This is a genomic window from Pseudomonas sp. ASL4 (genome assembly GCF_056680395.1).
The window spans coordinates 5,612,467-5,636,973 of record NZ_CM155280.1; the positions used below are offsets into that span (position 1 = coordinate 5,612,467).

At 60.3% G+C, this 24,507-nt stretch carries 21 protein-coding genes and 2 pseudogenes; 15 read left to right on the forward strand and 8 right to left on the reverse strand.

Features of this window, described 5'->3' with window-relative positions:
* Positions 1-42 precede the first annotated feature (42 nt).
* The 7 genes from ribBA to AC1MEW_RS25470 all read left to right on the forward strand — a co-directional run bounded on the left by ribBA (position 43) and on the right by AC1MEW_RS25470 (position 7,336).
* Positions 43-1,152, forward strand: coding sequence for a bifunctional 3,4-dihydroxy-2-butanone-4-phosphate synthase/GTP cyclohydrolase II (gene ribBA, locus AC1MEW_RS25440; protein WP_480423994.1), 1,110 nt, complete (start codon positions 43-45; stop codon positions 1,150-1,152).
* A gap of 409 nt (positions 1,153-1,561) precedes the next feature.
* The gene (locus AC1MEW_RS25445; protein ID WP_201255222.1) at positions 1,562-2,587 is read left to right on the forward strand and encodes an ABC transporter substrate-binding protein; all 1,026 of its coding nucleotides are present in this window, start codon (positions 1,562-1,564) and stop codon (positions 2,585-2,587) included.
* On the forward strand, positions 2,584-3,513 hold the full coding sequence (locus AC1MEW_RS25450) for an ABC transporter permease (protein ID WP_480423996.1): 930 nt from the start codon (positions 2,584-2,586) through the stop codon (positions 3,511-3,513). The genes AC1MEW_RS25445 and AC1MEW_RS25450 overlap by 4 nt, the downstream gene beginning before the upstream one ends.
* A gap of 6 nt (positions 3,514-3,519) precedes the next feature.
* Entirely contained in the window at positions 3,520-4,329 is an 810-nt protein-coding gene (locus AC1MEW_RS25455; protein WP_201203005.1) for an ABC transporter permease, read from the forward strand.
* A gap of 17 nt (positions 4,330-4,346) precedes the next feature.
* A complete protein-coding gene (locus AC1MEW_RS25460; RefSeq protein ID WP_201255221.1) occupies positions 4,347-5,501 on the forward strand; it encodes an ABC transporter ATP-binding protein in 1,155 nt (384 codons plus the stop codon).
* Between the two features lie 269 nt (positions 5,502-5,770).
* Positions 5,771-6,256, forward strand: coding sequence for a flavin reductase family protein (locus AC1MEW_RS25465; RefSeq protein ID WP_123512877.1), 486 nt, complete (start codon positions 5,771-5,773; stop codon positions 6,254-6,256).
* Positions 6,257-6,292: 36 nt separating this feature from the next.
* Positions 6,293-7,336 (forward strand): LLM class flavin-dependent oxidoreductase, encoded by a 1,044-nt coding sequence (locus AC1MEW_RS25470; protein ID WP_201255219.1) that lies wholly within the window; start codon positions 6,293-6,295, stop codon positions 7,334-7,336.
* A gap of 124 nt (positions 7,337-7,460) precedes the next feature.
* On the opposite strand, the gene AC1MEW_RS25475 is transcribed toward AC1MEW_RS25470, so the two are convergent.
* Positions 7,461-7,823, reverse strand: a complete 363-nt coding sequence (locus AC1MEW_RS25475) for a DUF6124 family protein (RefSeq protein WP_201255218.1) — start codon at positions 7,821-7,823, stop codon at positions 7,461-7,463.
* A gap of 529 nt (positions 7,824-8,352) precedes the next feature.
* On the opposite strand from AC1MEW_RS25475, the gene AC1MEW_RS25480 reads away from it, so the two are divergent.
* Positions 8,353-9,243: a bifunctional 5,10-methylenetetrahydrofolate dehydrogenase/5,10-methenyltetrahydrofolate cyclohydrolase gene (locus AC1MEW_RS25480; RefSeq protein ID WP_277952854.1), complete on the forward strand. Its 891-nt coding sequence runs from the start codon at positions 8,353-8,355 to the stop codon at positions 9,241-9,243.
* 53 nt (positions 9,244-9,296) lie between these two features.
* Here AC1MEW_RS25480 and AC1MEW_RS25485 read toward each other — a convergent pair.
* The 6 genes and pseudogenes from AC1MEW_RS25485 to glnT form a co-directional block, all read right to left on the reverse strand.
* Positions 9,297-9,716, reverse strand: a pseudogene (locus AC1MEW_RS25485) (ammonium transporter); the annotation flags it as partial.
* Positions 9,717-9,773: 57 nt separating this feature from the next.
* Positions 9,774-9,944 (reverse strand): annotated as a pseudogene (locus AC1MEW_RS25490) (ammonium transporter); the annotation flags it as partial.
* Positions 9,945-10,235: 291 nt separating this feature from the next.
* A complete protein-coding gene (locus tag AC1MEW_RS25495; protein ID WP_201255215.1) occupies positions 10,236-11,576 on the reverse strand; it encodes an FMN-binding glutamate synthase family protein in 1,341 nt (446 codons plus the stop codon).
* Positions 11,577-11,596: 20 nt separating this feature from the next.
* The gene (locus tag AC1MEW_RS25500; RefSeq protein WP_201255214.1) at positions 11,597-12,280 is read right to left on the reverse strand and encodes a GltB/FmdC/FwdC-like GXGXG domain-containing protein; all 684 of its coding nucleotides are present in this window, start codon (positions 12,278-12,280) and stop codon (positions 11,597-11,599) included.
* Between the two features lie 11 nt (positions 12,281-12,291).
* Positions 12,292-13,197: a class II glutamine amidotransferase gene (locus AC1MEW_RS25505; RefSeq protein WP_201255213.1), complete on the reverse strand. Its 906-nt coding sequence runs from the start codon at positions 13,195-13,197 to the stop codon at positions 12,292-12,294.
* Between the two features lie 72 nt (positions 13,198-13,269).
* Positions 13,270-14,604 (reverse strand): type III glutamate--ammonia ligase, encoded by a 1,335-nt coding sequence (gene glnT, locus AC1MEW_RS25510; RefSeq protein WP_322268022.1) that lies wholly within the window; start codon positions 14,602-14,604, stop codon positions 13,270-13,272.
* Positions 14,605-14,880: 276 nt separating this feature from the next.
* Here glnT and AC1MEW_RS25515 point away from each other — a divergent pair, with 276 nt between their 5' ends.
* The 7 genes from AC1MEW_RS25515 to AC1MEW_RS25545 all read left to right on the forward strand — a co-directional run bounded on the left by AC1MEW_RS25515 (position 14,881) and on the right by AC1MEW_RS25545 (position 23,176).
* The gene (locus AC1MEW_RS25515; RefSeq protein WP_480424001.1) at positions 14,881-15,486 is read left to right on the forward strand and encodes a helix-turn-helix domain-containing protein; all 606 of its coding nucleotides are present in this window, start codon (positions 14,881-14,883) and stop codon (positions 15,484-15,486) included.
* Between the two features lie 918 nt (positions 15,487-16,404).
* Entirely contained in the window at positions 16,405-17,271 is an 867-nt protein-coding gene (gene purU / locus AC1MEW_RS25520; protein WP_201256821.1) for a formyltetrahydrofolate deformylase, read from the forward strand.
* Positions 17,268-18,173, forward strand: a complete 906-nt coding sequence (gene folD, locus AC1MEW_RS25525) for a bifunctional methylenetetrahydrofolate dehydrogenase/methenyltetrahydrofolate cyclohydrolase FolD (protein ID WP_480424003.1) — start codon at positions 17,268-17,270, stop codon at positions 18,171-18,173. Before purU ends, folD begins: the two co-directional genes overlap by 4 nt.
* Positions 18,155-19,396: an FAD-dependent oxidoreductase gene (locus AC1MEW_RS25530; RefSeq protein ID WP_201256823.1), complete on the forward strand. Its 1,242-nt coding sequence runs from the start codon at positions 18,155-18,157 to the stop codon at positions 19,394-19,396. The genes folD and AC1MEW_RS25530 overlap by 19 nt, the downstream gene beginning before the upstream one ends.
* A 13-nt stretch (positions 19,397-19,409) precedes the next feature.
* On the forward strand, positions 19,410-19,709 hold the full coding sequence (locus tag AC1MEW_RS25535; protein ID WP_201256824.1) for a sarcosine oxidase subunit delta: 300 nt from the start codon (positions 19,410-19,412) through the stop codon (positions 19,707-19,709).
* Positions 19,706-22,603: a 2Fe-2S iron-sulfur cluster-binding protein gene (locus tag AC1MEW_RS25540; protein WP_480424005.1), complete on the forward strand. Its 2,898-nt coding sequence runs from the start codon at positions 19,706-19,708 to the stop codon at positions 22,601-22,603. Before AC1MEW_RS25535 ends, AC1MEW_RS25540 begins: the two co-directional genes overlap by 4 nt.
* A gap of 3 nt (positions 22,604-22,606) precedes the next feature.
* Entirely contained in the window at positions 22,607-23,176 is a 570-nt protein-coding gene (locus AC1MEW_RS25545; protein ID WP_322268018.1) for a sarcosine oxidase subunit gamma, read from the forward strand.
* A 54-nt stretch (positions 23,177-23,230) separates the two neighbouring features.
* Here the strand turns inward: AC1MEW_RS25545 and AC1MEW_RS25550 are convergent, their stop codons facing one another.
* Entirely contained in the window at positions 23,231-24,505 is a 1,275-nt protein-coding gene (locus AC1MEW_RS25550; RefSeq protein WP_480424008.1) for a glucarate dehydratase family protein, read from the reverse strand.
* Positions 24,506-24,507 lie beyond the last annotated feature (2 nt).

Below are 24,507 nucleotides of genomic sequence, written 5' to 3' on the forward strand. Positions count from 1 at the left end.
GTATACCACATTACGTATCCATCAATCATCGAGAATCCCAGCATGGCCTTCAACAGCATCGAAGAAATCATCGAAGATTATCGCCAAGGCAAAATGGTGATCCTGGTCGATGACGAGGACCGCGAAAACGAAGGCGACCTGCTGATCGCCGCCGATTGTTGCACCACCGAAGCCATCAGCTTTATGGCCCGCGAGGCCCGTGGTTTGATCTGCCTGACGTTGACCGATGAACACTGTCAGCGCCTGGGCCTGGAGCAAATGGTGCCGACCAACGCCAGCGTGTTCAGCACGGCGTTCACGGTCTCTATCGAGGCCGCCATCGGCGTGACCACCGGCATCTCCGCTGCCGACCGCGCGCGTACAGTCGCAGCCGCCGTCGCCTCCGACGCCGGTCCCGCCGACATTGTGCAACCAGGTCATATCTTCCCGTTGCGGGCCAAGGAAGGTGGCGTGCTGACCCGTGCCGGGCACACCGAAGCCGGTTGCGACCTGGCGCGCCTGGCCGGCCTCACACCAGCCTCGGTGATCGTTGAAGTGATGAACGATGACGGCACCATGGCCCGGCGCCCGGATCTGGAAGTGTTCGCGCGCCAGCACGGGCTCAAGATCGGCACCATCGCCGACCTGATTCACTACCGCCTCAGCACCGAACACACCGTGGTGCGCATCGGCGAACGGGAGCTGCCGACGGTGCATGGCGTATTCCGGCTGATCACCTTTGAAGACCGAATCGAGGGCGGCGTGCACATGGCGATGGTCATGGGCGATGTGCGCCGGGATGAACCGACGTTGGTGCGCGTGCATGTGATCGATCCGCTGCGCGATCTGGTGGGCGCGCAGTACAGCGGACCGTCGAACTGGACGCTGTGGGCAGCGTTGCAGCGCGTGGCCGAAGAAGGTCGCGGCGTGGTGGTGGTGCTGGCCAACCACGAGTCGTCGCAAGCGCTGCTGGAGCGGGTGCCGCAACTGACCCAGCCGCCTCGGCAGTTCAGCCGCTCACAGTCGCGCATCTATTCTGAAGTAGGCACCGGGGCACAAATTCTGCAAGACCTTGGCGTGGGCAAGCTGCGTCACTTGGGCCCGCCATTGAAGTACGCCGGTTTGACTGGTTACGACCTGGAAGTGGTTGAGAGCATCCCGTTTACCGAGTGAATCCAGATTTTTGATGGTGTTAATGAGCTTTTGTGGCGAGGGAGCTTGCTCCCGTTGGACTGCGCAGCAGTCCCATTGTTGGGGCCGCTGCGCAGCCCAGCGGGAGCAAGCTCCCTCGCCACAGGTAATTCATTGTTCGCTCCATCTCTTAACCAGCCAATATTTGAGTTAACCCGACCAAAAAAACCCACTTCTGCCTGATAGCCGGTAAGGCAAAGTGCTTGCACAAAGTTTGGAATACCATAATATGATATTCCATAGGCCGGACAAATTTGCCAAGTGCGCCCGCCAGGGACAGCACAAACAAAAGCCCTTGGCACGGTCGCCTTTAAGGCCCCGATGGACCTACTGCTCCCGATAGGCGGGCATCAACAACCCGCTCAAAAACACAACAAATGAGGGCGTGAAAATGGTGTTGAACAAAGGTGCAACTGCAATTCTTTTTGCAGGTTTATTGGCCACAGTCAGCCACGCGGCAATCGCGGCTGAAAGCGTCAACTTCGTCAGCTGGGGCGGCAGTACCCAGGATGCGCAGAAGCAGGCCTGGGCCGATCCGTTCAGCAAGGCCAGCGGCATCACTGTCGTCCAGGACGGCCCGACCGACTACGGCAAACTCAAAGCCATGGTCGAAAGCGGCAACGTGCAGTGGGATGTGGTCGACGTCGAGGCCGATTTCGCCCTGCGCGCCGCCGCCGAAGGCTTGCTCGAACCCCTGGACTTCACCGCGATCCAGCGCGACAAGATCGACCCGCGCTTTGTCTCCGATTACGGCGTCGGTTCGTTCTTCTTCTCCTTCGTCCTCGGCTACAACGAAGGCAAGCTCGGCGCCGCCAAACCCCAGGACTGGTCCGCCCTGTTCGACACCAAAACCTACCCCGGCAAACGCGCCCTGTACAAATGGCCGAGTCCTGGCGTGCTTGAACTGGCCTTGCTCGCCGATGGCGTGCCTGCCGACAAGCTCTACCCGCTGGACCTGGACCGCGCCTTCAAGAAACTCGACACCATCAAGAAAGACATTGTCTGGTGGGGCGGCGGCGCGCAGTCGCAGCAGTTGCTCGCCTCCGGTGAAGTCAGCATGGGTCAGTTCTGGAACGGTCGAATTCACGCCCTGCAAGAAGACGGCGCACCGGTCGGCGTGAGCTGGAAACAGAACCTGGTCATGGCCGACATTCTGGTGGTCCCTAAAGGCACGAAAAACAAAGCGGCGGCCATGAAGTTTCTGGCCAGCGCCAGCAGCGCCAAGGGTCAGGCGGATTTTTCCAACCTGACAGCCTATGCCCCGGTCAACGTCGACAGCGTCGCGCGCCTGGACTCGGTACTGGCCCCGAACCTGCCGACTGCCTACGCTAAGGATCAGATCACTCTAGACTTCGCGTACTGGGCCAAAAACGGTTCGGCCATCGCGACACGGTGGAACGAATGGCTGGTCAAATGAAAATGACGGCCGCGTCCCGTCCATCCACTCCGATCGGGAGCGCCGCTGGCGCTCCTGGCAAGGCGGCTGTGATGAAGCAAACCCCTTCGCTGGCTCAGCGTTGGCGCGGGGCCGGCAATCTGGTCCCCGCCCTGCTGTTCCTCGGCCTGTTCTTTCTGGCGCCGTTGATCGGTTTGCTGCTGCGCGGTGTGCTTGAGCCGGAACCGGGCCTTGGCAACTACCAGCAATTGTTCGCCAACTCGGCTTATGCGCGGGTCTTGCTCAACACCTTTTCGGTGGCCGGGCTGGTGACGTTGTTCAGCCTGCTGCTGGGCTTTCCGCTGGCCTGGGCGATTACCCTGGTGCCGCGCGGTTGGGGTCGCTGGATCCTCAGCATCGTGCTGCTCTCGATGTGGACCAGCCTCTTGGCGCGGACCTATTCGTGGCTGGTGCTGTTGCAAGCCTCCGGGGTGATCAACAAGGCGCTGATGGCCATGGGCATCATCGATCAGCCGCTGGAAATGGTGCACAACCTGACCGGCGTGGTGATCGGCATGAGCTACATCATGATCCCGTTCATCGTCCTGCCGTTGCAGGCGACCATGCAGGCCATCGACCCGATGATCCTGCAAGCCGGCTCGATCTGCGGCGCCAGCCCCTGGACCAACTTCTTCCGGGTGTTCCTGCCGCTGTGCCGGCCGGGGTTGTTCTCCGGTGGCTTGATGGTGTTCGTGATGTCGCTCGGGTACTACGTCACCCCGGCGCTGCTCGGTGGTGCGCAGAACATGATGCTGCCCGAGTTCATCATCCAGCAGGTGCAGTCGTTCCTTAACTGGGGCCTGGCCAGTGCGGGTGCCGCGTTGCTGATTGTGATCACGCTGGTGTTGTTCTACTTCTACCTGAAGCTTCAGCCGGAATCCCCGGTTGGCGCCAGCAACGCGAGGTAAGCCGTCATGCTCCTGACCCCCAATGCCATGAGCCGGCGCATGCGGTTCGGCCTGTATTTCACCACCGGCCTGATCGCGCTGTTCCTGCTGTTGCCGATTGTGTTCATCGTGCTGCTGTCGTTCGGTTCCTCCCAGTGGCTGGTGTTCCCGCCGCCGGGCTGGACGCTGAAATGGTACGGCCAGTTTTTCTCTAACGCCGACTGGATGAACGCGGCGTTCGCCAGCCTGAAGGTAGCGGTGCTGACCACGATTTTCTCCGTGGCCCTCGGCCTGCCGACCGCTTTCGCCCTGGTGCGCGGCCGCTTCCCTGGCCGGGAAATGCTCTACGGTTTGTTCACCCTGCCGATGATCGTGCCGCTGGTGATCATCGCGGTGGCGGTGTACGCGTTGTTTCTCAAACTCGGTTACACCGGGACGATGTTTGCCTTCGTCGTCAGCCACGTGATTGTTGCTCTGCCGTTCACCATCATCTCGATCATCAACTCGCTGAAGCTGTTCGATCAGTCGATCGAGGATGCAGCGGTGATCTGCGGTGCGTCGCGCTTGCAAGCGGTGTTCAAGGTGACCTTTCCGGCGATCCGTCCGGGCATGGTCGCCGGTGCGCTGTTCGCCTTCCTGGTGTCGTGGGACGAGGTGGTGCTGAGCGTGATGATGGCCAGCCCAACCCTGCAAACCCTTCCGGTAAAAATGTGGACCACCCTGCGTCAGGACCTGACACCCGTGATCGCCGTCGCCTCGACGCTGCTGATCGGCCTGTCGGTACTGGTCATGGTGATCGCCGCCGCCCTGCGCCGGCGCAATGCAATCAGCGCCTGAGCGCCCAGGAGTAAGTAATGAGTGCCGTGATCAAAGACCCTGCGCAGCAGAACAACAAGACCCTGGTCAGCCTGCGCAATCTGAACAAGCACTACGGCGACTTTGCCGCCGTGGACAACATCTCGCTGGACATCCAGGACGGTGAATTCCTGACCTTCCTCGGCTCCAGCGGCTCTGGCAAAAGCACCACGTTGTCGATGCTCGCCGGCTTCGAAACCCCGAGCAGCGGCGAGATCCTGGTCAGCGGCCAATCGCTGGTCAACGTGCCGCCGCACAAGCGTGATATCGGCATGGTGTTCCAGCGTTATTCGCTGTTCCCGCACCTGTCGGTGCGCGACAACATCGCGTTCCCGCTGGCGATTCGCAAATTGGCCAGCGCCGAGCGCGAGCGTCGGGTCGATGCGATGCTCAAACTGGTGCAACTGGAACAGTTCGCCCATCGCCGCCCTTCGCAACTCTCCGGCGGCCAGCAACAGCGCGTGGCGATCGCTCGGGCGCTGGTGTACGAACCGCGCATCCTGCTGATGGACGAACCCCTCGGCGCACTGGACAAAAAGCTGCGCGAGGATCTGCAAGATGAGCTGCGTCAGCTGCATCGGCGCCTCGGCATCACCATCGTCTACGTGACCCACGATCAGGAAGAAGCCATGCGCCTGTCCCAGCGCATTGCGATTTTCAGCCACGGCAAAATCGTCGGTTTGGGCAGCGGCTACGACCTGTACCAGAACCCGCCGAATGCGTTTGTCGCCTCGTTCCTCGGCAACTCGAACTTCCTCAAGCTCAAGGCCCAGGGCAATGCGGCAGCCAGTTTTGAAGGTCAGTCACTATCGATTCGCCTGACTGCCGGCCTGCATACCGATCAGGATGTGCTGCTGATGGTCCGCCCGGAAAAAGCCCTGGCACTGAGCGTCGAACAAGCCACTCAGGAACCGTTGGCCGCCGGCTGGAACGAAGTGTCGGCCAAGGTTGTGGAAGTGCTGTTTCTCGGTGAGAGCCAGACGTGCAGCGTGGTGACCTCGGGCGGGACCTCGATGACTGTGAAGGCGTTGTCCGCCGCGGGCATGCCGCTCAAGGCCGGCGATCCGGTGCGAGTGCGCTGGGCGACTGCGGATGCCTGCGTTTATACGCAATGGGCCGAAAGCGATTTGAACAAGGCTGCTGGCGCCCATTGACCTGCAAGCGCCGGTTAGAAACTGTGGCGAGGGAGCTTGCTCCCGTTGGACTGCGCAGCAGTCCCCTTCTTTTTAGATAGAGCGGGGGCCGCTTCGCAGCCCAGCGGGAGCAAGCTCGCCACAGGTTATTCATCGCTGTTTCTATCGCTTATCTGACTGACGTTACGCCTATCGCCTCACTTCAAAAAGCCCTTGCAAACGATGTATTACGGTATACCATCAGACCAACAAGCATAATAATCCGTCGTACACCGTCCGAGGACCGTCCAATGATCGATGCCGCCATCTACAAACAAGTCATGGGTTCGTTCCCGTCCGGCGTGACTGTGATCACCACGCTGGACGACGACGGGCAGATCGTCGGCCTCACCGCCAGCGCGTTCAGCTCGCTGTCCATGGACCCGGCCCTGGTGTTGTTCTGCCCCAACTACAGTTCCGATTCCTATCCGATCCTGATCAAGAACAAACGCTTTGCCATCCATGTGCTTTCCGGTGGCCAGCAAAACGAAGCCTATGCCTTCGCCCGTAAAGGCAAGGACAAGGCGCAAGGCATCGAGTGGACCTTGAGTGAACTGGGCAACCCGCTGCTGAGTAATGCCACGGCGATTATCGAATGCGAGTTGTGGCGCGAATACGAAGGTGGCGATCACGCGATTATGGTTGGCGCGGTGAAGAACCTGATTGTGCCGCAACGCACCACCGGCCCACTGGTTTACTGCCACGGCAAAATGGGCGCCCTGCCCGTCCTGGCTTGAACCGACCGTCAAAAATAAAAATCCGAGGTAAGCGTCATGAAATTTTCCCTGTTCGTGCACATGGAACGGTGGGACGACAGCATCAGCCATCGTCAGTTGTTCGAAGACTTGACCGAACTGACCCTGATGGCCGAGGCCGGTGGCTTCAGCACGGTCTGGATCGGCGAACACCACGCCATGGAATACACCATCTCGCCGAGCCCGATGCCGCTGCTGGCCTACCTGGCCGCCAAGACCACCACCATTCACCTCGGCGCTGGCACCATCATCGCGCCGTTCTGGCACCCGATCCGGGTCGCTGGCGAATGCGCGCTGCTGGACGTGATCAGCAACGGCCGCATGGAAGTCGGCCTGGCCCGCGGCGCTTACCAGGTGGAATTTGATCGTATGGCCGGCGGCATGCCTGCTTCGTCCGGTGGCCAGGCGCTGCGGGAGATGGTCCCGGTGATTCGCGCCCTGTGGCAAGGTGATTACGCCCACGATGGCGATATCTGGAAATTTCCCACTTCGACCAGCGTGCCCAAGCCCATCCAGAAGCCCAACCCGCCAATGTGGATCGCCGCCCGCGACCCGGACTCGCACAACTTCGCGGTGGCCAACGGCTGCAACGTCATGGTCACGCCGCTGATGAAAGGCGACGAAGAAGTTCTCGACCTGAAGAACAAATTCCAGGCAGCGCTGGACAACAATCCAGACGTGCCACGCCCGCAACTGATGGTGCTGCGTCACACCCACGTGCACGCGGCGGATGATCCTGAAGGCTGGAAAGTCGGGGCCAAGGCGATCTCGAAGTTCTATCGCACCTTCGACGCCTGGTTCGGCAACAAGGAAGTGCCGGTCAACGGTTTCCTGGCACCAAGCCCGGAAGAGAAATTCGCCGCTCGCCCTGAGTTCGAACTGGAGAGCCTGCACAAAACGGCGATGATCGGCACCGCCGAAGAAATCATTCCGCGCATCAAGTATTACCAGGAACTGGGGGTCGACGAGTTCAGCTTCTGGTGCGATAACAGCTTGCCCCATGCCGAGAAGAAAAAATCGCTGGAGCTGTTTATCAAACAAGTGGTGCCGGCGTTTCGCTGATCCCAAGACATCAGCGATTTAATGTGGGAGCGGGCTTGCTCGCGAAAGCGGTGTATCAGGCGACATAGTTTTTGACTATGCCGCCGTCTTCGCGAGCAAGCTTCGCTCCTACAATGCCTGGCGACTACCCAGGTTTATGGTTATCCAGTACGCGATTGACCACTAACCCACTCAACATGATCGCCTGTTGCAGCAACAGCATCTTATTGCGCTGTGGGCCGTCCATTAAGCTGGCGATCTCACTCGCCATGTCGCTTGCCGAACCCAACGATTCGCAGGCTTGGACCAGCAGCGTTTCGTCATCCACCGTGGGGTCGATAAGGAAGATGATGCCGGGCTTGCGGGGCGGTATCGGCTCTTTCGGCGCCCCGGGGTTTAGGTAGAAATTGAGCGCGCGGTCGGCCGCCTCTTTCAGTTTCTTGGGGTCAAGAGAGGCGTCGAAGGGTACTGGATCAAGAGTTGGGGGATTCGGTGTGACTTTGAACATAGATAGATCTCTCATGTAGTCAATAAAGGAGCCAACCAACCTCGCTACCAAACGAAGGGTGGCGGCCATACGCAGGTTGGTAGACCGGACATGAGAAACCGGCGCACCCGAAGGTGCCCTGCGCATGACCACCATAATGCCGAGACGAAAGACGCCGCGAATGGTGATGCTATGCAGATCTCATGAATGGGCTACCAAACCCGATCACTGTTTTTCAGTGACCGGGAAACGATATAGCCCACCCCAAAGACGCACAAGCCGGCGGATTCTGTCTTACGCGTAGGTAACGGCGCAAGGCGTCGTAGCCTTTGGGACGTAACGGCGAGTGTCTTTAAACGGCCGTCGTTAAACATGTTTAAGCGGTGCCGGATCTGACGCCTTCGCGAGCAAGCCCGCTCCCACAGTTGTTTTGCGGTGTTTGACAGACCGCATCTCGCCCGCGACATCCTGTCCATCCTCTGCGGGTGGTAGTCAGCAGCCATCGACTGGTAACCTGCGCCCTGCTCTTTCAATGACGACGGTGACGCATTTGATCAGCAGTACCCCAACACTGGCCCGGGATATCGACGGTAAAGCCATCTCTGCCCTGGTTCTCAATGAAGTCCGGGAAGAGGTTCTGGCCCTGGCCGAACAGCAAATTTATCCCGCATTAGCGGTCCTGCTGGTCGGCGACGACCCGGCCAGTCATGTGTATGTGCGCAATAAACTGCTGCGGGCTAAGGAAGTCGGGATTCGCTCACTTGAATACCGTCTGCCGGACGACGCCAGCCAGGCGCAAGTGCTGGAACTGATTGCCCAATTGAACGCCGACGTCACGGTGAACGGCATTCTGGTGCAACTGCCATTGCCGGGGCATATCGACGAGGCGGCAGTGATCCATGCCATCGACCCGATCAAGGACGTCGACGGTTTTCATCGCGAAAACGTTGGCGGCCTGGTGCAAGGCATGGAAGTGCTGACGCCGTGCACGCCCAGCGGCTGCATGCGCCTGCTGCAAGAGACGTGCGGTGATATCAGCGGCTTGCACGCGGTGGTGATCGGTCGGTCGAATATCGTCGGTAAACCGATGGCAACCTTGTTGTTGCAGGCCCACTGCTCGGTTAGCGTGGTGCATTCGCGCAGCGTCGATGCGCCGGCGCTGTGTCGACTGGCGGATATTGTTGTTGCGGCGGTGGGTCGTCCTCATTTGATCAACGCCAGTTGGCTCAAGCCCGGGGCTGTGGTGATCGATGTCGGGATCAATCGCATTTCTGACGAATCCGGCAGCCATCTGGTGGGCGACGTCGACTACGCCAGCGCCCGCACCGTCGCCAGCGCGATCACGCCGGTACCGGGGGGCGTCGGCCCGATGACGATTGCCTATCTGCTGAAAAACACCCTGATCGCCAGCCAGTTGCAGCGCGCCGCCGCGTTGCGCTGAGCCCAACGAAAACGGCCCACTCGAAGGTGGGCCGTGTTGATCAACAGCAATGATTAATGGTTGTAGGCACGCTCGTTGTGCTCCGCCAGATCCAGCCCCATCTCCTCCACCGACTCATCGGCGCGCAAGCCGATCACAGCGTTGATCACCTTGAGAATGACCCAACTGATGGCGAAGCAGTAAACCGTCGTCAGCACCACGCCCTTGATTTGCGCCACGACCTGAGCGCCCATGGTCACGCCTTCGACCAATCCGCCCATCGATGGCACGCAGAACACCCCGGTCAATACCGCGCCAATCATCCCACCGATGCCGTGCAAGCCGAACACGTCGAGGCTGTCGTCATAGCCGAAGCGACGTTTCAGCACGGTGACGCTCAAGTAGCAGAACACCCCGCACAACAGGCCGATGGCCAGCGCCCCACCGACGCCGACATACGCGCACGCTGGCGTGATGCCGACCAGACCGGCGACGCCGAAGCACTGGGTAAACAGCGACAACATGTTTTTCGCCCGCACCAGACCGCCGTAAAACAACGCGAGGCCCGGCAAACACATGAACAACACCAACACCGCCGCGGTGATCATCCAGGCGGTGCTGCCCGTGTTCAACGTGGGCGCATCGGCCGCTTGTGCCAGCGGTGCGAGTGCGCTGGCCGCCAGTAAGACCAGAAGGGATTTGCCGAGAAGACGATTGACCATGTTCAAAGCTCCTGCAAAAGAAATGGGAAGTGTCTGGCAGTGAGCGAAGTGAATGAGCGCGGGCCTCTTTAGAGGCCTCTTGATGATCAAATAAACATGCTGCGGTCTTTCAGACGCGCCTATAACTGTGGCGAGCGAGCTGTTGTGGCGAGGGGGCTTGCCCCCGTTCGGCCGCGAAGCGGTCGCAGAACGGCGAACGAAGTCTGTCTGAAGGACCGCGGTTGCCGGATTCAGGACCGCTACGCGATCCAACGGGGGCAAGCCCCCTTACCACAAGTTTTTCATTCAGCCTCAGTAGCCAGTGCCGGAACCCGGAACCCAGTTGGTCCCCGCCAGCGGCACTCGGGCCATGGCTGCCGATTCCACCGTCAACGCCACCAAATCCTCAGGATCAAGGTTATGCAGGTGCGACTTGCCACAAGCCCGGGCCATGGTCTGGGCTTCCAGCACCAGCACCCGCAAATAGTTGGCCAGACGCCGACCGCCTTCCACCGGGTCCAGACGTTTGGACAGCTCCGGATCCTGCGTGGTAATCCCGGCCGGATCGCGACCGTTCTGCCAGTCGTCGTAGAAACCGGCGGCCGAGCCGATTTTCTTCAACTCCTCGTCCAGCCGTGGATGGTTGTCGCCCAAGGCAATCAGCGCCGCCGTACCGATGGCCACTGCATCCGCCCCCAGCGCCATGGCCTTGGCCACGTCGGCACCGTTGCGAATACCGCCCGAAACAATCAGCTGAACCTTGCGATGCATGCCCATCTCTTGCAGCGCCTGTACTGCCTGGGGAATGGCCGACAGGATCGGAATCCCGACGTGTTCGATAAACACTTCCTGAGTCGCTGCAGTACCGCCCTGCATGCCGTCGAGCACGATCACATCGGCGCCGGCCTTCACCGCCAACTTGACGTCGTAATACGGCCGGCTGGCGCCGATTTTCACGTAGATCGGTTTTTCCCAGTCGGTGATTTCCCGCAGCTCGGCAATCTTGATCGCCAGGTCATCCGGCCCGGTCCAGTCCGGGTGACGGCAGGCACTGCGCTGGTCGACACCGATCGGCAAGGTACGCATGCCGGCCACCCGCTCGGTGACTTTCATGCCCAGCAACATACCGCCACCACCGGGTTTAGCGCCCTGACCGAGGACGATTTCGATGGCATCAGCCTTGCGCAAATCGTCCGGGTTCATGCCGTATCGGGACGGCAGGTATTGATAGACCAAGTGCTGAGACTGGCCGCGTTCTTCCGGGGTCATGCCGCCGTCACCGGTGGTGGTGCTGGTGCCGGCGATGGTCGCGCCACGGCCCAAGGCCTCCTTGGCATTGGCCGACAAGGCACCGAAACTCATGCCGGCGATGGTCACCGGGATCTTCAGGTGAATCGGCTTCTTGGCGAAGCGGTTGCCGAGGATCACATCGGTACCGCACTTCTCCCGATAGCCTTCCAGCGGGTAGCGCGAAACGCTGGCGCCGAGCAGCAGCAAGTCATCGAAATGCGGCAGCTTGCGCTTGGTGCCGCCGCCGCGAATGTCGTAGATGCCGGTCTCGGCGGCACGCTGGATTTCCTGGATGGTCAGGCGGTCGAAGGTGGCCGACTCGCGCAGCACGGGAGGGGCTTTTTGGCTAATTGGGTCGCTCATATCTGTTCTCCTCGCGCGGATCAGTACGCGGACGCGTTATCGACTTTGAAGTTGTACAACTGGCGGGCCGAACCGTAGCGCTTGAAGTCAGCCGCCTTGTGTTCGAAACCGGCGCGATTGAGCAGTTCTTGCAGCTCTTGCAGGTGCTCGGCGCGCATCTCTTTCTCGACGCAGTCCGAGCCCAAGGACTCAACGCTGCCTTTCACGTAGATGTGGGTTTCGTACAGCGAATCGCCCAGCGCATCGCCGGCGTCGCCGCAGACCACCAGCCGACCAGCCTGGCCCATGAAGCAACTCATGTGACCGATGCTGCCGCCGACCACAATGTCGATGCCCTTCATGGAAATCCCGCACCGCGCACCGGCGTCGCCTTCAATCACCAGCAAGCCGCCATGGGCCGTGGCCCCGGCCGCTTGGGACGCGCTGCCCTTGACCCGCACGTAGCCAGACATCATGTTCTCGGCGCAACCGACGCCGACGTTGCCGTGGACGGTGATCGAGGCCTGTTGATTCATGCCAGCGCAGTAGTAACCGGCGTGGCCCTGGATATCGATGGACACGGCTTGGTTCACCCCGACCGCAAGGTTGTGCTTGCCGTTGGCATGGGTCACCAGCCACTCGTGGTCGGTGACGTTTTTGGCCTGGTCGTGCAGTGCCTGATTGAGGTCGCGCACGCTGGCCGTGGAAAGATCGATGGTTTTCATGTGTGCGCTCCTTAAGCTGACTCGCGTTCCCAGATGTACATAGTGGCCGGTGCCGGCTCCCAGACCCTGGCGTGTTCGATCCCCGGCAGGCTCGACAGCGCCTGGTATTCGGAGGCCATGGCGACGTAATCGTCGGTCTCGGCGAGGATCGCTGGCTTGCAGGCGATCGGGTCGCGGATCACCGCAAAACCGTTGCGGGTGCCGATGGCGAAGGTGAAAAAACCGTCCAGTTCTTCCAGCGAATGATCCAGCGCTTCTTTCAGCGAGTCGCCCTGCTGCAGGCGCCAGGTCAGGTAACCGGCGGCGACTTCAGTGTCGTTGTCGGTTTCGAAATGAATGCCTTCGCGCTTGAGTTCCTGACGCAGCCGGAAGTGATTGGACAGCGAGCCGTTGTGCACCAGACACAGGTCGGCGCCGGTGGAAAACGGGTGGCTGCCTTCCATGGTCACCGCGCTTTCGGTGGCCATGCGGGTGTGGCCGATGATGTGGCTGCCCTTCATACCGGCGAGGCCGAAGCGTTGGGAAATTTCCTGCGGCAAGCCCATGCCCTTGAGAATTTCGATGCTCTGGCCGGCGCTCATGATGCGGATGCTCGGCGCCAGCTCGGCGAGGGCCAGACGCACCGGTGCCTCTTCGGCATGGATCTTCAGCACAGCGGCGCTGGCGTTCTGGAACCAGTCCAGCGAACAGCCGAGGCGCCCTTCCAGTTCGCCCATCAGGGCTTTCCAGTCGAAGCCTTCGGTGGTCGCCTGCAGGGTCAGCTTGACCCAGCCGTCCGCCACTTCATCGCCGTAAATGGCGAAGCCGGCACTGTCCGGGCCACGATCGGTCATGGCCTGCAACATCGGTTCGAAGAGCTTGCCGAGCTGGGATTCCAGCTGCGGATTTTTCAGATAAAGACCTACGATTCCACACATATCAAGTCTCCTTCGGAGGCAGTGAACACTCGACGCCGTGCCGGGTGCCCGAATGGTTGTCTATGCAAAAAGTCAGAAAAATTCGGTGTAGCGCTGGATCTCCCAATCGGAGACGTGACGGCTGTATTCCACCCACTCCATGCGCTTGAGCTTGATGAACTCGCCCACAATCTGCGGGCCCAGCACCTCGGCGAACAGCGGGTCGGCTTCCAGCGCATCGCAGGCTTCCTTGAGTGATTGCGGCAGGGTCTTGATGCCCCGCGCGGCGATCTGTTCGAGGCTCAGGCTGTAGAGGTTTTCGTTGCAAACGGTGTCGATTTCCAGCTGCCGGTCGATGCCGTCCAAACCGGCGGCGATGATTGCGGCGCTGACCAGATAGGGATTGCAACCAGCGTCCGGCAGACGAAATTCCAGGCGCCCGTAAGGCACCCGCACCATGGCTGAACGGTTGTTGGCGCCGAAGGCGATAAAGGCTGGCGCCCAGGTCGCGCCGGACAATGAATTGCCCACCACCAGACGCTTGTAGGAGTTGACCGTGGGCGCCGCGAAGGCACAGAGCGCCGGGCCATGGGCGAGCAGTCCGGCAGCGAAGTGATAGGCCATTTTCGACAGGCCCATGCCGCTCGGGTCGCTGGCATCATGGAACAGGTTTTTGTTCTCGGCGCTGCTGATCGACAGGTGAAAGTGCATACCGTTGCCGGCGCGTTTCGGGTCGGGCTTAGGCATGAACGAACAGATCATGCCCAGGTCATTGGCGATCTCGCCGGCGGCCATACGGAAGAAGGTGAAGCGGTCCGCCGAGGTCATGGCGTCGCTGTAGGTGTAGTTGATCTCGAACTGACCGTTGGCGTCTTCGTGATCGATTTGATAGATCTCGAAATCGACTTGCTGCAAGGCTTCGGTCAGGCGTTCGAGGAACACTCGGGAACGGGACAGGCCCTTGTAGTCGTAGCAAGGCTTGTCGAGGTTGTCGCTGATGTCGACCAGTTGCAGCTTGCCGCTTTCGTCGCGGCGCATCAGGTTGAATTCGGGCTCCAGGCCGGTGTTGAGGGTCCAGCCCTTTTCCTCCAGGCGCCGCACCTGCTGTTGCAGCACATAACGACTGTCATAAGGATGCGGTTTGCCATCGACATGGCCGATGCACACCACCCGGCCATAACCCGGCTGCCAAGGCACCGGTGTCAGGGTCGACAAGTCACCACGGGCCATGAAGTCCGGGCCGTGGGGCTCCATGCCCATGCCGCTGATCGCGAAGCCGGCGAAACCCGCCCCCTCTTCGGCGACGGCCTTGAGACCACAGATCGGCACCGACTTGGTTTTGGCCGCACCGTGAATATCGACAAACTGCGCAAGCACGTACTTGATCCCGTGCTTGTCGATGATGCGCTGGGTTTCTGCTGGCAACATTGCTCGTCACTCCTCGCGAAAGGCAAAACAATTGTGGGTAGGCCTTAAGTTCTTTTTATTCCTAAAAAGAAAGTTAGTTTCCCAATAGGAATGCAAAGCCCTTGCCAGATTCGCGAGTGAAACGTCGAGGCGCCGTAAAAGGCGCTTTTGTGCTGTATATATGGGAAAGTTCTTTTCCCGGTGGGAATACCGCCGACAACCGGCGAGCCAAGACTCGCGCTTTGCACTTTCTCAGTGCGAAACTAATATTACTGAACGGAAACCGTGCAGGACCTGATGACTATGCCCACCGAAACCGCCCCGCGCCTCAAGCTTGAGCAATACCTGGGAATGCAGATCAAGCGTCAGCGCCAGGCCCAGGATTTGAAACTGTCCGACGTGGCCAAGATTGCGGACATCAGCCAAGGCATGTTGAGCAAGATCGAGAACGCCCAGGTCTCCACCAGCCTCGATACCCTGAGCCGTCTGTGCGACGTGCTGGGTTTGCCACTCTCGAAGTTGTTCAGCGAATACGACCAGCAAGGTGGCAGCGCACTGCTGGTCAAGGCTGACCAAGGGATGGAAGTGGTGCGCCGTGGGACCGAGAAAGGCCATACCTACCACTTGCTCAACCACACCCGTGGGCCGAAGAAGAGTTTCGAGGCGTACATGGTGAGCATGGATGACGCGAGCGAGGAGTTTCCGACCTTCTCCCACCCTGGCACCGAGTTCTTGCACTTGCTCGAAGGCGAGTTGATTTATCGCCACGGCAATCAGTTGTATCGCATGGAGGCTGGGGACAGCCTGACCTTTGAAGGGGAAATTCCCCATGGGCCGGAGGAATTGGTGCTGGTGCCGATTCGGCTGTTGTCGATCATGAATTATGGCAACGATAAGGAGTGAGTTTGAAACTCCTGGTGAGCTCTTTTTTTGAGTACATATCCATTTCTTCGGTAGCGGCGGCTATTGGTTCCGCTCTTACAGCGGGTCACTTTCGAAAAGCGCGAAAGTAACCAAAGCGCTTCTGCCCCTTTCGTTCGGTGCCTCGCCCAGGCTCGGCATGCCCTCGCTCCGGTCCTGCTCCGTGGGCCCGCCGCCATCGGCCATCCATGGCCGGGGGCGGCTAACCCGGCATCCATGCCGGGTTGCCCACTGCGCAGAACCTCCACTCGGCCTCTCGAGGGGGCGGTGCGTCAACATCAAAAGCGAGGCGGCCGACCGGCCGGCCTGATCTCAAGTGCGCGTCCACCCGTAGAAGCTGCCGAAGGCTGCGATCTTTTGATCTTGCTGTTGCTTTGCTTTGCTTTGCTTTGCTTTTGATCTTGATCTACCTGCCCCTTTCCCAGAGGCCGAACGCAGGCGTTGCGTAGGGGGCACCGCGGCATGGATGCCGCGGTAGCCGCCCCCGGCCATGGATGGCCGATGGCGGCGGGCCCCCGGAGCAATGCCGGAGTGAGGGCATGCCGAGCCTAGGCGAGGCACCGAATGGAGGGGCAAAGCCTTTTGGTTCCTTTTTGGCGTTTGAAAAAGGGACTCGCTGTAGGAGCGAAACCGCCAGCAGCCATGACCGCAGCAACGGATATGTACTCAATCCCCCTCGATAATCAGACCCTGCCCCCTCACCTTTCCGCTCAAAAATTTTCCCACCAGTTAAAAAACTTTCACAAAAATCCCTAGACGCCACCCAACCATTCCCCTTATAAAGCCAACATCAGGAATATATTATTCCCCATAAGAAAACACCCTCATGGACGAGGTCTCTGTCCGCTGACGTTTTTTTCGCTATGCGATGAGCTGCCGCCATCATCCCGAGGACGTGTCATGCAACACGAAAAAAACCATTTCATCATCAAAATCACTTGTCCCGCGGTGTCCGGCATTGTCGCCGCCGTCACCACTTACCTGGCGGACAACGGTTGCTACATCGGGGAGATGGCGCAATTCGACGATGACTTCAGCGGCCGGTTTTTCATGCGCGCGGTGTTCCGTTTCAACGATGGGCATCAAGGCGACCTGCAGCAGATCAAGGACGGCTTCAGCGACGTCGCCAGCGCCTTCGACATGAGCTGGGAGCTGCACGACACCCGCGAACCGATGCGTGTACTGCTGATGGTCAGCAAGTTCGACCACTGCCTGACCGACCTGCTCTACCGCTACCACAAGGGCGAGATGGACATGACCATCACCGCCATCGTCTCCAACCACCTAGACCTGCGGCCCATGGCCGAACGCGAAGGCATTCGCTTCATCTACCTACCCGTGACCAAGGACACCAAGGCCCGGCAGGAAGCCGAACTAATGAAGATCGTCGACGACACCGGCACCGAACTGGTGGTACTGGCGCGCTATATGCAGATCCTCTCCGATGACTTGTGCAAGCAACTCTCGGGCCGCGCGATCAATATTCACCATTCGTTCCTGCCCGGTTTCAAGGGTGCCAAGCCCTATCACCAGGCGTACCAGCGTGGCGTGAAATTGATCGGTGCCACCGCGCACTACGTCACCAGCGACCTCGACGAAGGGCCGATCATTGAGCAGGAAGTGCAGCGCGTCGATCACGTCTACATGCCCGACGATCTGGTCGCGATTGGCCGCGACACCGAAACCGTGGCCCTGTCCAAGGCGGTCAAGTACCACCTCGAACACCGGGTTTTCCTCAACCAGGACAGAACGGTGGTTTTCCGGTGAGCGCGCCCAAACTGATTGACGGCAAAGCCGCCGCAGCCCGGGTGTTGGCACAGGTCCGCGAGGACGTGGGCAGCCTGCGCGAGCAAGACATTCAACCGGCATTGGCGGTGATTCTGGTGGGCAGCGACCCGGCCAGCCAGGTTTATGTACGCAATAAAATCCTGCGCGCCGAAGAAGTCGGCATCCGCTCCCTGGAGTACCGATTGTCCACGGACACCAGCACCGAACAACTGCTGAACCTGATCGCCACGCTCAATGCCGATTACTCGATCAATGGCGTCCTGCTGCAATTGCCGCTGCCGGCGCACATCAACGAATTACGGGCACTGCAAGCCATCGATCCGGCCAAGGACGTCGACGGTTTTCACAGTGAAAACGTCGGCGGCCTCAGCCAGGGTCGCGCGGTGCTCACGCCCTGCACGCCCAGCGGCTGCCTGTACTTGCTGGAACAAACCTGCGGCGATCTGCGCGGCAAGCACGCGGTGGTGATCGGCCGCTCAAACATCGTCGGCAAACCCATGGCGGCCCTGCTGCTAAAAGCCGATTGCTCGGTGACTGTGCTGCATTCGCGCAGCTGTGATGCGCAAGCCCTGTGTCGCCAGGCAGACATCGTCATCGCCGCCGTCGGCCGACCACGACTGATCGACGCCAGTTGGCTCAAGCCTGGCGCGGTGGTGATCGACGTCGGTATCAACCGCATCGACGACAATGGCCGCAGCCGTCTGGTGGGCGACGTCGACTTCGACAGCGCCCTGCCCCACGTCGCCGCCATCACCCCGGTACCCGGTGGAGTCGGACCGATGACCATCGCCTTTTTGATGAAGAACACCGTGACCGCCGCCCTTAATCAACACCAGGCCCAACGCAGCCAATCGGAGGCCGTATGCCATTCAATCTATTGAAATACGGGCTAAGTTCGGAGTACCCGGTGGAGGTGGATTTGCCGCCACCCAAAGAACTCAAATCGAGCTATGACGTGGTGATCATCGGTGCCGGCGGCCATGGCTTGGCCACCGCGTATTACCTGGCTAAGTACCACGGCATCACCAACATCGCGGTACTGGAGAAGTCCTACCTGGGCGGCGGTAATACCGCGCGCAACACAGCGGTGATTCGCTCCAATTACCTGACCAGCGAAGGCGTGCGTTTTTACGCCGAGTCGGTGCGGATGTTCCAGTCGCTGTCCAACGAGTTCGACTTCAACATCATGTATTCCGAGCGCGGCCAACTAACCCTCGCCCACACCGATGCCACGGTGCGTTCGTTCCGCCAGCGAGCGGAAGTGAACAAACACTTTGGCGGGCGTACCGAGATGATCGACCGCCAGCAGATCCGCGAACTGGTGCCCAGCCTCAACCTCGATCCTGGCCACTTGCCGGTGATCGCCGGCCTCTGGCACATCGACGGCGCCACTGCCCGTCACGACGCGGTGGCTTGGGGCTACGCCAAGCAGGCGGCCAAGCGCGGCGTGGAAATTCATCAGCTCACCGAAGTCCAGGACCTGATCATCGAAAACGGCGCGATCACCGCGGTCAAAACCAATCGCGGCACCATCAAGTGCGGCTGCGCAGTGCAGGCGATTGCCGGGCACAGTTCGCTGTTGATGGCCAAGGCCGGGATTCGCTCGCCAATTACGACCTTCCCACTTCAGGCGATGGTCACCCAGCCGTTCAAGCCGTTCCTCGATCCGCTGGTGAGTTCTTCGGCGCTGCACTGCTACGTGCAGCAAACCAGCCGTGGCGAAGTGGTATTCGGCGGCGGCTCCGATCCCTATCCGCTGTTCAACACGCGCTCGACGATGGAACTCAAGGAAAGCCTGCTGGCCCATGCCATCGAAATGTTTCCGTTCCTGGCCAACGCCAAGTTGATGCGCCAATGGGCCGGCATCACTGACATGACCCCGGATTACAGCCCGATCATGGGTTTGTCGCCGGTGAAGAATTACTACCTCGACGCCGGCTGGGGCACCTGGGGTTTCAAGGCCACGCCGATTTGCGGCAAGACCATGGCCGAATTGGTCGCCAGTGGCGGCAAGGTCCCGGACCTGATCAAGCCCTTTGCCCTTGAGCGCTTCTCGACCTTCCAGCAAGTCAACGAAATGGGCGCCACAGCGGCCAGCCACTGACGGAGAGCAGACGATGAAAATCATGATTTGCCCGCTCAACGGGCCGCGCAATATCAGCGAGTTCACCTACGGCGGTGAATTCAAACCGATGCCCGATCCGCTGACGTGCAGCGACGGCGAATGGGCCGATTACGTGTTCAACACCGACAACCTCGCCGGCGTGGTACGTGAGTGGTGGATGCACACCCCCTCCAGCTACTGGTTTCTGGCGGAGCGACACACCGTCACCGACGAAATCCTGCGCACCTTCGACCCCAAAGAACTGTTCAGCACCCGCGTCGAATTCAACGCCGCCAAGGAGATCGCCGGATGAACCGCCTCCCCGCCCCGATGGGCCTGTTGATCGACCGTGATCAGCCTCTGGATTTCAGTTTCGACGGCCAACACTACCAAGGCTTCCAGGGCGACAGCATCGCCAGCGCCCTGTTGGCCAACGGGCGTTTCCTGCTCTCGCGTTCGTTCAAATATCACCGTCCGCGTGGCCCGCTGACCATGGCCGGGCAGGACGCCAACAGCCTGGTGCAATTGCCTGAAGAACCGAATGTGCTGGCCGATGCGCACGCGTTGTATGCCGGTTTGCAGGTCACGGCGCAGAACGTCAACGGCTCGCTCGACAACGACCGCGACGCCTACTTGGGCAAGTTCTCCAAATTCATGCCGGTGGGTTTCTATTACCGCTCGCTCTACAAGCCCAAGGGCATGTGGAAAGTCTGGGAGCCGATCATTCGCAAGAAGGCCGGCCTCGGCGTGCTCGACCTTAAGTTCCAGCCCGAGTACTACGACAAGGCCTACCTGTTCACCGACGTCGCGGTGATCGGCGCCGGTCCCGCCGGCCTGCACGCGGCGCTGACCGCCGCCAATGCCGGAGCCAAGGTGTTGCTGATCGAACAGCAAGCGGTGCTCGGCGGCTCGCTGACCTATGGCCGCTTCAACATCGAAGGCCAGCGCGGCGAAACCCTGCGCCACGAGTTGCTGGCGGCAGTGGAACAGCACGCCAATATTCAGGTACTGACCGAAGCGACCTGCAACGCTTGGTTCACCGACAACTACCTGCCGGTGATCCAGGGCAAACGGATGTATAAGGTGCGCGCCCGCCAGTGCCTGGTGTGCAGCGGTTCGTTCGATCAGCCGGTGATCTTTCGCAACAACGACTTGCCCGGGGTGATGCTGACCAGCGCCGCGCAACGCTTGATGAAACTGTACGCGGTCAAACCCGGCAAACGCGCGGTGGTGCTGACCGGCAACGATGACGGTTACCTCGCCGCCCTCGATCTGCATGATCAAGGTGTGGAAGTGGTTGCTCTGGTGGACTTGCGCCATGCACCGGGAGACTCCGCCCTACTGCACGCCGTGGAGCAACGTAAGATTCCTTGCCTGAGCAACAGCACCGTTTTTGAAGCCCTGCACGAAAAAGGAATGCGCCATATCAACGGCGTCGAGGTGCGCCAGATCACCGCCCAAGGTCAAGTCGCCGCCAGCGGACAACGCCTGGACTGCGACTTGTTGTGCATGTCAGCCGGTTACATGCCGGTCTATCAATTGCTATGCCAGGCCGGTGGCAAACTCGCCTACGACGACCAGCGCGCCGAGTTCACCCTCAGCGGCCTGCCGAAAAACCTCAGCGTCGCCGGCTCGGTCAATGGCCGCCATGGGCTGGACAACGTGATCGCCGATGGCGTGAACGCCGGTGCCGATGCGGCGCTCGCATTGGGTTTTGAGGTCGGAACCCAGCGTGCGCCTTTTGGTACAGAAGGCCAGGTCAACTTCAACTGGCCAATCTTCCCGCACCCCAAGGGCAAGGACTTCGTCGACTTCGATGAAGACCTGCAAGTCGCTGACATCGTCAACGCCACCCGGATCGGTTATCGCGACGTGCAACTGGTCAAGCGCTACTCCACCGTGGGCATGGGCCCGTCCCAGGGCCGTCACTCGGCGCTGCCAACCGCACGGCTGGTCGCCTGGGCGACCCAACGCAACATTAGCGAAACCGGCGTCACCACGGCACGCCCTCCCTTTGTCGCAGAGAAACTGGCGCATGTCGCCGGTCGCGCGTTCGACCCTTACCGGCAAACACCGATGCATGCCCGCCACCTGCAAGCCGGGGCGAAGATGATGCCCGCCGGCATCTGGCAGCGCCCGGCCTACTACGGCAGCGCCAAGGATCGCGAACGCTGCATGCAGGCCGAAGCCCTGCACGTGCACAACAAGGTTGGCCTGATCGACGTCTCGACTCTAGGCGGCCTCGATGTGCGCGGCCCGGATGCTGCCGAGCTGCTCAATCGGATGTACACCTTCGCCTTCCTCAAGCAACCGATCGGTCGTTCTCGCTACGCGCTAATGACCGACGAACACGGGGTGGTGATCGACGACGGCGTCTGTGCGCGGTTTGCCGAGAACCACTTCTACGTCACCGCCACCACCAGCGGCGTCGACCGGATCTATCAACAGATGCTCAAGTGGAACGCGCAATGGCGGCTGGACGTGGACGTCGCCAACGTCACCGCCGCCATTTGCGCGGTGAACGTCGCCGGGCCTGATTCACGCAAAGTGCTGGAGAAGGTTTGCAGCGACCTTGATCTGAGCGCCGAAGGCTTCCCTTATCTCGGCGTGCGCCAGGGCACGGTCGCGGGTATCAAGGCGCGGCTGTTGCGGGTCGGTTTTGTCGGCGAACTGGGGTATGAAATCCACGTCCCGGCACGGCACGGGCTGGCGCTGTGGGATGCGCTGATGGAGGCCGGCAAGGCCCACGACATTCGCCCTTTCGGCGTGGAAACCCAGCGCCTGCTGCGCCTGGAAAAAGGCCATGTGATCATCAGCCAGGACACCGACGGCATGACCCACCCGGCAGAAATCGACATGGGTTGGGCGGTCAGTCGCAACAAGCCGTTCTTCGTCGGCCGCCGTTCGGTGGACATCCTCGACGCCCAACCGCTGAAACGCAAACTGGTGGGTTTCACCCTGCCCAAAGGCAGCCTGCAACCGCTTGAAGGTCATCTGGTACTCAACGGCCCGGACATCAGCGGCAACGTCACCTCCTGCGAGTATTCCGCCACCCTCGACAAGATCATCGGCCTGGCCTACGCGAACATCGACCAGAGCCAACCCGGCCAGCGAATTCCGATCCGTGTCGAAGGCGGCATTGTGCTGCAGGCCGAGGTGGTGAAGCTGCCCTTCTTCGATCCCGACAACCAACGGCAGGAGCTTTAAGCCATGACCAGCCTCAGAGAACAACACACTGTCGGGCAGCATGCCCTCGCGCCTTTGCCGGGCTGCACGCTGACGGATCTGACTGACCTGCCACGGGTGGGTTTTCGTGGCGCGCAGAGCGCCGCGTACCTGCAAGGTCGGGACTTTGTCCTGCCGGACGCGCCCAACCGTGTAGTGCCTCAAGCCGATGGCAGCCAGGTTGCGCGGTTGTCCCAGACCGAATACCTGTTGCTGGGTAGCCCCGCGGACCTGGGCCAGCGTATCGCCGATGAAGAAGCCCGTTGGGAGCTGGATCACCAAGCCAACTACCTGCTGCCACGTCAGGACAGCCATGCCTGTTTTCAACTGAGTGGTGAACACTTGGCTAACGTCATGGCCAAGCTCTGCGGCGTCGATTTGAGTCCTCTGGCCTTCGGCCCCGGCGCCGTGGCGCAAACCTCGGCGGCGCGGATCAACGTGATCGTGATCAACTCAAGTACCGCGCAGCAGGACAGTTTTCACATCCTGTGTGATCGAGCCTCGAAGACCTATTTTCGTGAAGCGATGCTGGATGCGTTGCAAGAGTTTGGTTGACTGCAACTGAAGCCCAAACAAAAACGCCACTCGATTGAGTGGCGTTTTTCTTTATCAAAACCGAGGTTTGACGGTCTTCCAATCCGGCTGATAGCGCTGCATCTGCCTTACGTCATCGCGCTGGCGGATACCGCACGTCAGGTATTGATCGTGCAGTTTGCCCAACTGATCGTGATCCAGCTCCAGACCCAAACCCGCTGCCCGGGTGATCTTCACGCAGCCATCGACAATCGGCAGTTTGCCGCCCTTGATCACCTCTTCATCCGGCTCCTGCCACGGGTAATGGGTGTCGCAGGCGTAATCCAGATTCGGCACCGAAGCTGCGACGTGAGCCATGGCCATCAGGCTGATGCCCAGGTGCGAATTGGAATGCATGGACACGCCAAGACCAAAGGTCTGGCACATTTTGGCCAGGGCCTGCGTGTCGCGCAGACCACCCCAATAGTGATGGTCGGCGAGCACGATCTGCACACTGTTCAACGCCACGCTGCGGCGAAATTCATCGAAATCGGTGACCACCATGTTGGTCGCCAGCGGTAGGCCGGTGCGTTTGTGCAGTTCGGCCATGCCTTCCAGACCCGGCGTCGGGTCCTCGTAATATTGCAGGTCATCGCCTAGCAATTCCGCCATGCGAATCGAGGTTTCCAGCGACCAGTTAGCATTCGGGTCGATCCGCAGCGGGTAACCGGGAAACGCTTTCTTCAACGCCTTGATGCACGCCACTTCATGTTCCGGTTCCAATGCGCCGGCCTTGAGCTTGATGCTCTTGAAGCCGTAGGTTTCGATCATCCGCCGGGCCTGGGCAACGATCTGCTCTTCGTTCAGCGCCTCGCCCCAATTGTCTGGCTTATAGGGCGAATCAATGTGCTGCTCATACTTGAAAAACAGGTAGGCGCTGAACGGGATTTCGTCACGGATCGCACCGCCCAAAAGGTCCACCAACGGCACGTTCAGCGAGTGCGCCTGAAGGTCGAGAAACGCGACTTCGAAGGCTGAGTAAGCGTTGCTCACGGCTTTGCTTGCGTGGGAACCGGGCGCCAGTTCGGCGCCGGCAACGCTGGTGGTTTTGTTCGCTGCTACGGTGGCCTGGACGATGGCGCGCAACTGGTTGAGGTTGAACGGATCGAGGCCGATCAGTTGATCCTTGAGTTGCATTTGGATCGCCAGGGCCGGGGCATCACCGTAGCTCTCGCCGAGGCCGATGTAGCCGTTGTCGCTCTCGATTTCGATGATCGAACGCAACGCAAAGGGTTCGTGAATGCCGCTGGCATTAAGCAGTGGCGGATCGCGGAAGGCGATGGGGGTCACGGTCACTCGTTTGATTTTCAAGG